Source organism: Pseudonocardia humida (assembly GCF_023898865.1).
Lineage (GTDB): Bacteria > Actinomycetota > Actinomycetes > Mycobacteriales > Pseudonocardiaceae > Pseudonocardia > Pseudonocardia humida.
In genome coordinates, this window is the sequence record NZ_JAGSOV010000009.1 from 282,605 (window position 1) to 295,091 (window position 12,487).

A 12,487-nucleotide genomic window follows, 5' to 3' on the forward strand; every position below is an offset into this window, starting at 1 on the left:
GGCGGCCGTGGCCGGCGCCCTCCCGGTCCGCCGGCACCCGGCGGCGACGGGCACGCCCGCGACCGCGGGTCGGTGACCGTGGAGGCCGCGCTGGCCCTCTGCAGCCTGGCCGTGTTCCTGGCGGTGGCCGTCGGGGCGGTCGCGGCGGTGACGGCGTCGGTCCGCTGCACCGACGCCGCCCGCGAGCTGGCCCGGCTGGCCGCGCGCGGCGAGCCCGACCGGGGCCGGGCCGTGGCCGCCGCGGTGGCGCCCGGAGGAGCGGAGCTGAGCCTGACCGCGGGCGACGGCGCGGTCGACGGGGCCACCGTGGTGGCGGAGGTGTCGGCGCGGTTGTTCGCGCCGCTGCCGCTGCGCGTCACCGGCCGCGCGGTGGCCGCGGTGGAACCGGGGGTGGCCGGATGACCAGCGACCCCGCCGGGCGCGACGCCGGAGTGGCGACCGTCTGGGCGGCGATCGGGCTGGCCGCGCTGATGGCGGCCGTGCTGATGGGCCTCTACCTGGGCAGCGCGCTGCTGGCCCGGCACCGGGCGGCGGCCGCGGCCGACCTGGCCGCGCTGGCCGCGGCCGCGGTGTCCGTCCTCGGCGACGGGCCGGCCTGCGCGCGGGCCGGGCGGATCGCCGCGGCCTCGGGCGCCGAGCTCACCGGCTGCGCCCTCGACGGCTGGGACGTGCTGGTCCAGGTGCGGGTCCCGGTCGGGTTGCCGCTGCCGGCCGGTGGCCCCGCGCACGCCGGTGCCCGGGCCGCCGCGGGGCCTGTCGTCGAGGCCCCGGCCCCGCCCGCTCCGGGAGCCGCCGACACCACCGCTCCCCCTTCCCTACCGACCGGTAACCGCGCGGCGGCGCGGGGCCGCGCCGCTCACCCCCCACCCGAGCGCCGCCGAGCGCGCGGCACCCATCCGGTTGCTCCGCCCATCCGCCACCCGTCCGAGCCGGGCGCGTCGCGCCGAGCGGTTGACCAGGTCGGACGGGCGGGCCGCACGGGCACCGCGGTCCCCGGCGCCGACCGGCGCCCCGGCCGCCCGTCGACTGGGCGCACTGCCCATGCGCTCGTCGTGGCGCGCGGACCGGTGGGCGACGCCCCCTGGCGAGCACGGGGCGCCGGGTCCCTACTGGTGGAGGTCCGCTCCCGGCTCCGGCCGGACGGACAGGATCCGCTCCCCGGACTGCGGTGGGGCCGGCGCGTCCCCCGACGCCCACCCCTGTACCGGCGCCACCGCGCATCGGCCGCCGCCGGCCGGCCCGGCCCCCGACGAGGCCGGCCGGCGGCGGTCCACTCGCTCCCGCCGCGCAGGCGGTCAGCAGTCGGCGGCCCGCTGCGCCGCCCTCCGCAGGGCGTCCAGCACGACGTCGAGCACCACCAGCGCCCCGGCCTTGTCCAGCGGGCTGTTGCCGTTGCCGCACTTGGGCGACTGCACGCACGACGGGCAGCCCGCACGGCACTCGCAGTCGTCGATGGCGGCGCGGGTGGCGCTCAGCCAGCGGTCGAGCAGGGCGTGGCCGCGTTCGGCGAACCCCGCGCCGCCGGGGTGGCCGTCGTGCACGAACACCGTCGGGCGGCCGGTGTGGGGGTGCAGGGCGGTGGACATGCCACCGACGTCCCAGCGGTCGCAGATCGCGAACAGCGGCAGCAGCCCGATGGCCGCGTGCTCGGCGGCGTGCAGGGCGCCGGGGATGCGGGCCGGCGGGATGCCCGCGGCGTGCAGGGCGGCGTCGTCGACGTCGTACCAGACGGCCCGGGTGGGCAGGGTCTGCTCGGGCAGGTCGAGCGGCACCGTCTCCAGCACGGCGCCGTCGGGCGCCTTGCGCTGGTAGGACACCACCTGCGAGGTCACCGTGACCTCGCCGAAGGACACCCGCACCGGTCCCAGGTCGCGGTGGGCGAGCACCCGGGCGACCGCGACGTCGGAGGTCGAGCGGGCGTCGGTGCGCCAGTCGGGCTCGGCGCGGTGCACCACGGCCAGGCCGTTGTCGAGGTCGAGCTCGTCGACCAGGTAGCTCTCGCCGCGGTGCAGGTGCACCGCCCCGGTGTGCACGGTGGCCGGGGCCGAGCCCGCGTCGACGGTGCCCAGCATCCGGCCCGTCCCGGCCTCGACCACCGCCACCTGCCCGAGGCCCGAGCCGCGGATGTCGACCTCGCCCTCCGGGCGTTCCCGGGTGGAGGGCCAGTACCAGCCGGTCGGGCGGCGGCGGAGCACCCCGTCGGCGACCAGCTCGTCGAGCACGGCGCGCGCGGGCGGCCCGCCGAACACCTCGTCGACGTCCTGCTCGGTGACCGGCAGCTCGGCCGCGGCGCAGGCCAGCTGGGGGCCGAGCACGTAGGGGTTGGCGGGGTCGAGCACGCAGCCCTCGACCGGCGCGCCCAGCAGCGCCTGCGGGTGGTGCACCAGGTAGGTGTCCATGGGGTCGTCGCGGGCGACCAGCACGACGAGCGCCTCCTCGCGGGCGCGGCCCGCCCGGCCCGACTGCTGCCAGAACGACGCGCGGGTGCCCGGGAAGCCGGCCACCACCACGGCGTCGAGCCCGACGATGTCGACGCCGAGCTCCAGCGCGTTCGTGGTGGCCATGCCCAGCAGCTCGCCGCTGCCCAGTGCGGCCTCCAGGTCGCGGCGGTCCTCGGGGAGGTAGCCGCCGCGGTAGGCGGCGACGCGGGGCACCAGGTCGGGGTCGACGTCGGCCAGCAGCCGCTGCGCGGTCAGCGCGGTGACCTCCGCGCCGCGCCGCGAGCGGACGAAGGCCAGCGTGCGGGCTCCCTCCAACACCAGGTCGGCGAGCATCCGGGCGGCCTCGGTGCCGGCCGGGCGGCGCACCGGGGCGCCGTTCTCCCCGGACAGCTCGGGCAGCAGCGGCGGCTCCCACAGCGCGACCGTGCGCCCGGCCCGCGGGGAGGCGTCCTCGGTGACCGCGACGACCTCGCGGCCGGTCAGCCGGGAGGCGAACGCGGCCGGGGCGGCGACGGTGGCCGAGGCCAGCACGATGGTCGGGCCGGCGCCGTAGCGCCGGCAGACGCGCAGCAGCCTGCGCAGCAGCAGCGCCACGTGCGAGCCGAACACGCCCCGGTAGGTGTGGCACTCGTCGACCACGACGTAGCTGAGCCTGCGCAGGAAGGCCGACCAGTGGCCGTGCCGGGGCAGCAGGCTGCGGTGCAGCATGTCGGGGTTGCTGAACAGCCACCGGCCGTGGCGGCGGGCCCAGTCGCGGGCCTCGGTGGGGGTGTCGCCGTCGAACGGCGCCGGGCGCACGTCGGGCAGGGCGAGGGCCTCCAGGGCGCGCAGCTGGTCGGCGGCCAGCGCCTTGGTCGGCGAGAGGTAGAGCGCGGTGGCCCGGCGGTCCTGCGCGAACCGGGCCAGCACCGGCAGCTGGTAGGCCAGCGACTTGCCCGACGCGGTGCCGGTGGCCACCACGACGTCGCGGCCCCGGTGGGCCAGGTCGGCGGCCTCGGCCTGGTGCGCCCACGGCGCGGCCACGCCGGTGCGGCGCAGCGCGGCCACCACCTCCGCGGGAGCCCACGCGGGCCACTCGGCGGGGCGCCCGGCGCGCGGCGGCAGCCGGACCGCGTGCCGCAGGGGCTCGTCGTCGCCGGTGCCGGCGAGCAGCCGCTCGAGCAGGCGGGCCCCGCGCCCCTGCGGCAGCGGGCGCGCGGCGACCCCACCGGCCGGCAGCCCGTCAGCGCTCATCGCGCGAGGCTCGCACACCCGGGTGACACTCCCGGCGGCCGTTCGGCCCTGACCGTCGGTGGTGTGAGTAATCCGTCACGGTCACTGGTTCGCATAGCACACGACTCACCCGGGAGGAGGACGCGCAAGCACGGGGAGTCACGGGGACATCACGATCGGCCCAGCTCCAGGGCGCTGACCTCTGAACCGGCCCCGAGGGGCCGTGATCCTATCGTTGTGAATGCGGCGTGAGGCCACGCCCCCACTGGGCACCTCGGGGCCACCTCTTACACTGCACGCGCCTGCACCGCTTTCACCTGCGGCGACGGGTCTTTGTCGTGACGCCAGGGGTGCCGTCCGCGCTCCTGGCCTGATCTTTTCACTGAACCAGGAGGACGGATGTCCGCACCCACCCTCGTCCAGGGCATTGAGCTCGGGGCGAACGACTACACCATCCTCGGTGTGGTCGCGGTGGTGGCCGTCGTCGCCCTGATCGTCGGCTTCGTCCTGCGTCGGGAGGTGCTCGCCGCAGATGCGGGCACCCCGAAGATGCAGGAAATCGGCCGAGCGGTCCAGGAAGGCGCCACGGCGTACCTCAACCGCCAGTTCCGCACTCTACTGATCTTCGTCATCGTCGTCTTCGTGCTGCTGTTCGCGCTTCCCGCGGAAGACCTCGGCGAGCGGATCGGGCGGTCCATCTTCTTCCTCATCGGAGCCGTCTTCTCGGCCACCATCGGTGGCCTGGGCATGCGGCTGGCGACGGCGGCGAACATCCGGGTCGCCTCCGCCTCGACGCAGGAGGGCGGCCGCGAGAAGGCCACCCGGATCGCGTTCCGCACCGGTGGCGTCGTCGGCATGTTCACCGTCGGCCTCGGCCTGCTCGGCGCGACCATCGTGGTCATGGCCTACGCCGGCCAGGCCCCGAAGGTGCTGGAGGGCTTCGGCTTCGGTGCCGCCCTGCTGGCGATGTTCATGCGCGTCGGCGGCGGCATCTTCACCAAGGCCGCCGACGTCGGCGCCGACCTCGTCGGCAAGGTCGAGCAGGGCATCCCGGAGGACGACCCGCGCAACGCCGCCACCATCGCCGACAACGTCGGCGACAACGTGGGCGACTGCGCCGGCATGGCCGCCGACCTGTTCGAGTCCTACGCCGTCACGCTGGTCGCCGCGCTGATCCTGGGCACGGCGGCGTTCGGCCTGCAGGGGCTGCTGTTCCCGCTGATCGTGCCGGCCATCGGCGTGATCACCGCGATCATCGGGGTGTACATCACCCGCACCCGCGAGGGTGAGAGCAGCCTCACGACGATCAACCGGAGCTTCTACATCTCGGCCGGGATCTCCGCGGTGCTCAGCGCCGTCGCGGCGTTCCTCTACCTGCCGAACAGCTTCGCCGACCTGACCAACCCCAGCGACGCCGACGTCGTCGACGCCATGGCGGGGTCCAACCCGCAGGTCATCGCGATCGTCGCGGTGCTCATCGGGATCGTGCTGGCCGCCGCCATCCTGTGGCTGACGGGGTACTACACCGGCACCGAGGACAAGCCCGTCCAGGACGTCGGAAAGTCCTCGCTGACCGGCGCGGCGACGGTGATCCTGTCCGGCATCTCGGTCGGCTTCGAGTCCGCGGTGTACACCGCGCTGGTCATCAGCGCCGCGGTGTTCGGCGCCTTCACGCTGGCCACCGGCTCGATCACGGTGGCGCTGTTCGCGGTGGCGCTGGCCGGCACCGGCCTGCTGACCACCGTGGGCGTCATCGTCGCGATGGACACCTTCGGCCCGGTCGCCGACAACGCCCAGGGCATCGCCGAGATGTCGGGCGACGTCGAGGGCGCCGGGGTGGACATCCTGACCGAGCTCGACGCGGTCGGGAACACCACCAAGGCCATCACCAAGGGCATCGCCATCGCCACCGCGGTGCTCGCCGCGACGGCGCTGTTCGGCTCCTACCGCGACGCGATCACGCAGGCGCTCGTGGAGGCGCAGGAGACCGCGGTCAACGCCGGCACCGCGTTCGCCTTCGAGGTGTTCGCGCCCAACACGCTGGTCGGCGTGATCATCGGTGCGGCCGTGGTGTTCATGTTCTCCGGTCTGGCGATCAACGCCGTGACCCGGGCCGCCGGCGCGATCGTGTTCGAGGTGCGCCGCCAGTTCCGGGAGAACCCGGGGATCATGGAGGGCACGGTGCGGCCGGAGTACGGCCGCGTCGTGGACATCTGCACGCGCGACTCGCTGCGCGAGCTGGCCACCCCCGGCCTGCTGGCGATCTTCGCCCCGATCGCGGTCGGCTTCGGCCTCGGCGTCGGCCCGCTGGCCGGCTACCTGGCGGGCGCCATCGCCTCCGGCACCCTGATGGCGGTGTTCCTGGCCAACTCCGGTGGCGCGTGGGACAACGCCAAGAAGCTGGTCGAGGACGGCAACCACGGCGGCAAGGGCTCGCCCGCGCACGAGGCGACCGTCATCGGCGACACCGTCGGCGACCCGTTCAAGGACACCGCCGGTCCGTCGATCAACCCGCTGCTCAAGGTGATGAACCTGGTCTCGGTGCTGATCGCCCCGGCCATCGTGTACTTCTCGGTCGGCGACGGGGCCTCCACCCCGCTGCGGCTCGCGATCGCCCTCGTGGCGACCGCGATCATCGTCGCCGCGGTCGTGGTGTCCAAGCGGCGCTCGACCTCGATCGCCGACACCCCCGCGGACGCTCCCGTCAGCTGACGGACCCCCGCACCGGAGGCCGCTCACCCCACTCGGGGTGGGCGGCCTCCGTCGTTTCCGGGCGGTGGCGGGACGCGGATGCGGACGGTCGCGACCGCGGTCCCCGACTACGCCGATGGGGCCAACGTGTCATCCGGCACAAAGCGGCGGGACGTCGGGGAGCACAATGTTCCCGGTCCACCCGTCGTCGTCCCTCCGGAGTCGGCCCTGATGCCCCGTCCCACCCGCAAGGTCCTGCTCGTCCCGCTCGTGGCCGCCGCGGCGCTGCTCGGAGCCGGGTGCAGCTCGACCGTCCCGGGCACCGCCGCCCCGCTCGGCGGGAGTCCCGCGTCCACCGACACCGGTGGCGGCACCGCGGGCGCCGGCCAGACCGACGACCCGGTCGCCTGGATGGACCAGGTCTGCGGCGCCCTGACCCCGCTGACCGAGGCCCCCACGGATCCGGGTGTGGGCTCGTCGACGTCCCCGGAGCAGGCGTTCGAGCAGCTGCAGGGCTACCTGGCCAAGGGCGGCGACGCCATGGGCACGGCCATCGACGGCCTGGCCGCCGCGGGCCCGTCGCCCATCGAGGGCGGCGACGAGCTCGTGCAGAAGATGACCACCACCCTGAACACGGCGAAGACGGCGCTGGACTCCACGGCCCAGCAGCTCGAGGGGGTCGACCCGAACGACCCGGAGGCCCTGTTCACGGCGCTGGGCAGCCTCACCTCCGCCGAAGGGCTGGAGGGTCTGGACGACCCGACCGCAGGCTTCGAGGCGAACCCGGAGCTGGAGGCGGCCGCCGAGCAGGCGCCCAACTGCCGGCAGTTGCGCGCGGCCAGCTGACCGCTCGACCGTTCGGCGCGTCCCCGCCCAGCTGGTCGAACGTGTGTTCTACTCTGCACACCGTGTCGCAGCTGTCGCTGTTCTCCGCGGAGGCGCGCCCGCCCTCCCCGGCGGACCTGGCCGGCCTGCTCTGCGGACCCGGCCAAGTCGCCCGGTTCGGCGCGGGCGACCAGGCCCGTCTGTCGATCGCGCTGTCCGATCCGGCCCGCGCCGCGGCCGTCGTGGCGGCCTGCGCCGCCACCGGCATCACCATGCGCGCCGTGCGCACCGACAGCGGGGCCACGGTCCTGCGCACCGCCTTCCGCTGCGACCTCGTCGGGCTGGCGGCCGCGTGGACCGACGGCGGCGCGAAGGCGGTGCCGCGCGGCTGGCAGCTCGACGGGGCCGCGCTGCGGCTGTGGGCGCTGGCCGCGGGCCGGCCCGACGAACGCGGCGGCTACCTGCTCGAGCTCGACCCCGACTCCCCCGGCACCCACGACCCGCTGATCGCCGCGGCGACCCGCGCCGGGATCCCGCCCGCCCGCGCGGAGCACGGCCCGGCGCTGCGGATAAGCGGGGCCCGCCGGGTGCGCAGGCTGGTAGAACTGGTGGGACCGGTGCCCGAGCGGATCACCGGGACCGACTGGCCGCGTTACTGGGGTCGGAGCGCATCGTGACCGACCCGGTCGCGCATGGTGAGCACCGGACCGGTTGACGCACTGGTTACGCTCTCGCGGCGCCGTGCTCCAGACCGTGGTCCGCCACGCGACCGGGAGCCACCGGCGTGTGACGGATGCGACACGTCGGACCAGTATGCGAGCGTGAGGTCCGGGGGTTGCCTGGCCGACGCCGACGCATACTCGGTTGGTCGGACGCACCCGCCGCGGCGGCGCGAGGCCGTCGGGGGCAGCCGGCGGGAAGCGACAGCAGTCCGCAGACGATGGAGTAGGACCAGGTGGCAACCGGAACGACGAGTTCGAGGCCCGAGACGACCTCGCCCGGCCGCGCGGCCGGCGGGAGTCGGCGCAGCGGCACGCCCACAGCCACGGCCGCCGGACGGCCGACCCGTCGGCTGGTGATCGTCGAGTCCGGTACCAAGGCCAAGAAGATCCAGGCGTACCTCGGCAAGGACTACGTGGTCGAGGCCTCGGTGGGCCACATCCGCGACCTGCCGCGCGGCGCGGCGGACGTGCCGGCGAAGTACAAGGGCGAGTCGTGGGCGCGCCTGGGCGTCGACGTGGACAACCAGTTCACCCCGCTCTACATCATCACGCCGGAGAAGAAGGGCAAGGTCGCCGAGCTCAGGGACGCGCTGAAGACCGTCGACGAGCTCGTACTGGCCACCGACCCCGACCGCGAGGGCGAGGCGATCGCCTGGCACCTGCTGGACACGCTGAAGCCGAAGATCCCGGTCCGGCGGATGGTCTTCCACGAGATCAGCGAGCCGGCGATCCGCGCGGCGATGGAGAACCTGCGCGACGTCGACCACGACATGGTCGACGCCCAGGAGACCCGCCGCATCCTCGACCGGCTCTACGGCTACGAGGTCTCCCCCGTGCTGTGGAAGAAGGTCATGCCGAAGCTCTCGGCTGGCCGCGTGCAGTCGGTGGCCACCCGCATCATCGTGCAGCGCGAGCGCGAGCGGATGGCGTTCGTCTCCGCGTCGTACTGGGACATCGCCGCGCTGCTGGACGCGGGCGCGGACGCCACCCCGCGCCAGTTCCCGGCCCGGCTCGTCGCGGTCGACGGCACCCGCGTCGCCACCGGCCGCGACTTCGGGTCCGACGGCGCGCTCAAGGCCTCGGCGAAGGGCAAGGAGGCCGCCCGGGCGCTCGACGAGGCGGGCGCCCGCCGGCTGGCCGAGGCGCTGCAGGGCCGCGCCATGGCCGTCGAGTCGGTCGAGTCCAAGCCCTACACGCGCAAGCCGTACCCGCCGTTCATGACCTCCACGCTGCAGCAGGAGGCGGGGCGCAAGCTGCGCTTCTCCACCGACCGCACCATGCGCAGCGCCCAGCGGCTCTACGAGAACGGCTACATCACCTACCTGCGCACCGACTCGACCACGCTGTCCGAGTCGGCCATCCAGGCCGCCCGCCAGCAGGCCCGCGACCTCTACGGCGACGCGTACGTCCCGGCGCAGCCCCGCCAGTACAACCGCAAGGTCAAGAACGCCCAGGAGGCCCACGAGGCGATCCGCCCGGCGGGCGAGGTGTTCCGCACCCCCGGCGAGGTCGCGAACGAGGTCGACGGCGACGACTTCCGGCTCTACGAGCTCATCTGGCAGCGCACGGTGGCCTCGCAGATGGCCGACGCGCGCGGCACCACGGTCAGCGTCCGGATCGCGGGCACGGCCGCGACGGGCGAGGAGGTCACGTTCGCCGCGTCCGGGCGCACGATCACCTTCCCCGGGTTCCTGAAGGCCTACGTCGAGACCCTCGACGAGGGCAGCGACGGCCAGGCCGACGACGCCGAGTCGCGGCTGCCCGAGCTGACCAAGGGCCAGGACCTGGTCGCGGCCGCGCTGACGCCGGAGGGCCACACCACCAACCCGCCGTCGCGCTACACCGAGCCGAGCCTGATCAAGTCGCTGGAGGAGCTGGGCATCGGCCGCCCGTCCACCTACTCCTCGATCATCAAGACCATCCAGGACCGCGGCTACGTGTGGAAGAAGGGGCAGGCGCTGGTCCCGTCGTGGATCGCGTTCGCCGTGATCGGGCTGCTGGAGCTGCACTTCAGCCGGCTGGTCGACTACGACTTCACCGCGGCCATGGAGGACGAGCTCGACTCGATCGCCGCCGGCACCCAGGGCCGCACCGACTGGCTGTCCGGGTTCTACTTCGGCGCCGCGCAGGGCACCGAGGGTTCGGTCGCCCGGGCGGGCGGGCTGAAGAAGCTGGTCGGGATCAACCTGGAGCACATCGACGCCAGGGAGATCAACTCCGTCCCGGTGTTCGACGACGTCGTGGTGCGCGTCGGCCGCTACGGGCCCTACCTGGAGCGCGTGCGCGACGGCGAGTCGCAGCGGGCCAACCTCCCCGAGGACCTCCCGCCCGACGAGCTCACCCCCGAGGTCGCCGAGCAGCTCTTCTCGGTGCCGCAGGAGGGCCGCTCGCTGGGCGTCGACCCGGTCACCGGGCACGAGATCGTGGCCAAGGAGGGCCGGTTCGGCCCGTACGTCACCGAGATCCTGCCCGAGCCCGCGGAGCCGCCCGCGCCCGCCGACGGCGCCAAGACGCGCAAGAAGGCGCCGGCCAAGGCCAAGCCGCGCACGGGGTCGCTGTTCAAGTCGATGTCGATCGATTCGGTCACCCTCGACGACGCGCTCAAGCTGCTGTCACTGCCCCGCCTGGTCGGCACCGACCCGGAGAGCGGCGAGGAGATCACCGCGCAGAACGGGCGCTACGGGCCCTACCTGAAGAAGGGCACCGACTCGCGCTCGCTGACCGGCGAGGAGCAGCTGTTCACGGTCACCCTCGAGGAGGCCCTGGAGATCTACAAACAGCCCAAGCAGCGCGGCAGGCGCGCCGCGGCGGCCACCCCGCCGCTGCGCGAGCTGGGCAAGGACAGCGCCACCGGCCAGCCCATGGTGATCAAGGACGGCCGGTTCGGCCCGTACGTCACCGACGGCGAGACGAACGCCTCCCTGCGCAAGGGCGACAGCGTCGAGCAGCTGACCGACGAGCGCGCCTCCGAGCTGCTGGCCGAGCGCCGGGCGAAGGCCCCGGCGCCGAAGAAGAAGGCCGCGCCCGCGCGCAAGGCCCCCGCCCGCAAGAAGGCCCCCGCCAAGTAGTCGTGAGCGGGTTCCCGGTCGCGGCCGGGAACCCGCTCACGGGCCTCAGGGCCCGAGCAGGGCCTTCACCGCGGCCGCCACCCGGCCGCCCTCGGCGCGCCCCTGCGCGGCCGCCGTGGCCCGCTTCATGACCTGCCCCATCTGCCGCGGCCCCGGCTGCTCGCCGAGCTCGGCCGCGGTCTCCTCGACGGCCGTGCGCGCGATCGCGGCCAGCTCGTCGTCGGTGAGCTGGCTGGGCAGGTAGCGCGCGAGCAGCTCGCCCTCGGCGCGCTCCCGCGCGGCCAGCTCGTCGCGCCCGGCGGCGGCGAACGCCTCCGCCGACTCCGCCCGCTTGCGGGCCTCCTTCGCGATGACCTTCCGCACCTCGGCGTCGTCGAGGTCGCGCGGCTCCTTGCCTGCCACCTCGGCGTTGCTGATCGCGGTCAACGTCATCCGCAGGGTGGAGCGGGCCACGTCGTCGCGCGCCTTCATGGCCGCGGTCAGGTCGTCGCGCAGCCGTTCCTTCAGGGTGCTCACGGGCAGGGACGGTAGTCGACTGGGTTCCGCAGGCCGAGCGGGTTCGACGTACTCTGAGCTCGTGCAGAGCTGGGCTCGGATCGCGCTGGCCGCGACCACCACCGCAGCCGCCGGGGTCGGCTACGCGGCCGGCGTCGAACGCCGCCGGTGGACGCTGCGGGAGGCCACGATCCCGGTGCTGGCCGAGGGGACGCGGCCGCTGCGCGTGCTGCACATCTCCGACCTGCACATGACCCCCGGCCAGCGCGACAAGCAGCGCTGGGTGGCCGAGCTGGCCCGCCTGGAGCCCGACCTGGTCGTCAACACCGGCGACAACCTGGCCCACCACCGCGCCGTGCCCGCCGTGATGGCCGCGCTGGCCCCCCTGCTCGACCGCCCCGGCCTGTTCGTCTTCGGCAGCAACGACTACTTCGGCCCCACCCCGAAGAACCCCGCCCGCTACCTGGTGAAGAGCCGCAGGCGCATCCACGGCCGCGACCTGCCCTGGCGCGACCTGCGCGCCGCCCTGCTGGAGCGCGGCTGGTCCGACGCCACCCACGCCCGCCTCACCGTCGACCTGGACGGCGTGACCGTCGCCGTCGCCGGAGTCGACGACCCCCACCTCGACCGCGACCGCTACGACCTCGTCGCCGGCCGCCCCTTCCCCGGAGCCGCCCTCAACCTCGGCCTCACCCACTCCCCCGAGCCCCGCGTGCTGGACTCCTTCGCCGACGACGGCTACGACCTGGTCATGGCCGGGCACACCCACGGCGGCCAGCTCCGCCTGCCCGGCTACGGCGCCATCGTCACCAACTGCGGGATCGACCGCTCCCGGGCCCGGGGCGCCTCCCGGTGGGGCGTGCGCACGTGGCTGCACGTCTCGGCCGGCCTGGGCACCTCCCCCTACGCCCCGGTCCGCTTCGCCTGCCCGCCCGAGGCCAGCCTGCTGACCCTCGTACCCCGCTCCACCAGCACCGACGCCGCATCGGTAACCCCCGCGTCAGCGGCGGCGGACGTGGGCTAGAGTTGGTAG

8 protein-coding genes and 1 pseudogene are annotated in these 12,487 nt (G+C 74.7%); 7 read left to right on the plus strand and 2 right to left on the minus strand.

Annotation, left to right across the window (positions count from 1 at the left end; all coding sequences use genetic code 11):
• Positions 1-72 precede the first annotated feature (72 nt).
• Both KDL28_RS03990 and KDL28_RS03995 read left to right on the plus strand, forming a co-directional pair.
• Positions 73-402, plus strand: coding sequence for a TadE family type IV pilus minor pilin (locus KDL28_RS03990; RefSeq protein ID WP_252435799.1), 330 nt, complete (start codon positions 73-75; stop codon positions 400-402).
• A 68-nt stretch (positions 403-470) separates the two neighbouring features.
• Positions 471-695 (plus strand): annotated as a pseudogene (locus KDL28_RS03995) (Rv3654c family TadE-like protein); the annotation flags it as partial.
• Positions 696-1,295: 600 nt separating this feature from the next.
• On the opposite strand, the gene sftH reads toward KDL28_RS03995, so the two are convergent.
• Positions 1,296-3,674 carry a DEAD/DEAH box helicase gene (sftH, locus tag KDL28_RS04000; protein ID WP_252435800.1) on the minus strand — a complete coding sequence of 793 codons (2,379 nt, stop codon included), beginning with the start codon at positions 3,672-3,674 and terminating at the stop codon, positions 1,296-1,298.
• A 378-nt stretch (positions 3,675-4,052) separates the two neighbouring features.
• Here sftH and KDL28_RS04005 point away from each other — a divergent pair, with 378 nt between their 5' ends.
• From KDL28_RS04005 to topA, 4 genes are all read left to right on the plus strand, one after another.
• Positions 4,053-6,365: a sodium-translocating pyrophosphatase gene (locus KDL28_RS04005; protein WP_252435801.1), complete on the plus strand. Its 2,313-nt coding sequence runs from the start codon at positions 4,053-4,055 to the stop codon at positions 6,363-6,365.
• 210 nt (positions 6,366-6,575) lie between these two features.
• On the plus strand, positions 6,576-7,190 hold the full coding sequence (locus KDL28_RS04010) for a hypothetical protein (RefSeq protein WP_252435802.1): 615 nt from the start codon (positions 6,576-6,578) through the stop codon (positions 7,188-7,190).
• A gap of 62 nt (positions 7,191-7,252) precedes the next feature.
• Entirely contained in the window at positions 7,253-7,846 is a 594-nt protein-coding gene (locus KDL28_RS04015; RefSeq protein ID WP_252435803.1) for a hypothetical protein, read from the plus strand.
• Positions 7,847-8,244: 398 nt separating this feature from the next.
• Positions 8,245-10,959 carry a type I DNA topoisomerase gene (gene topA, locus KDL28_RS04020; RefSeq protein ID WP_252435804.1) on the plus strand — a complete coding sequence of 905 codons (2,715 nt, stop codon included), beginning with the start codon at positions 8,245-8,247 and terminating at the stop codon, positions 10,957-10,959.
• 45 nt (positions 10,960-11,004) lie between these two features.
• Here topA and KDL28_RS04025 read toward each other — a convergent pair whose 3' ends face one another.
• Positions 11,005-11,475 carry a GatB/YqeY domain-containing protein gene (locus tag KDL28_RS04025; RefSeq protein WP_252435805.1) on the minus strand — a complete coding sequence of 157 codons (471 nt, stop codon included), beginning with the start codon at positions 11,473-11,475 and terminating at the stop codon, positions 11,005-11,007.
• Positions 11,476-11,536: 61 nt separating this feature from the next.
• Here KDL28_RS04025 and KDL28_RS04030 point away from each other — a divergent pair, with 61 nt between their 5' ends.
• Positions 11,537-12,478, plus strand: coding sequence for a metallophosphoesterase (locus tag KDL28_RS04030; protein ID WP_252435806.1), 942 nt, complete (start codon positions 11,537-11,539; stop codon positions 12,476-12,478).
• Positions 12,479-12,487: the final 9 nt, after the last annotated feature.

Coding starts and splice junctions, on each gene's coding strand:
- sftH (WP_252435800.1), bottom strand. CDS start 3,674: ATGAGCGCTGACGGGCTGCCGGCCGGTGGGGTCGCCGCGCGCCCGCTG.
- KDL28_RS04005 (WP_252435801.1), top strand. CDS start 4,053: ATGTCCGCACCCACCCTCGTCCAGGGCATTGAGCTCGGGGCGAACGAC.
- KDL28_RS04010 (WP_252435802.1), top strand. CDS start 6,576: ATGCCCCGTCCCACCCGCAAGGTCCTGCTCGTCCCGCTCGTGGCCGCC.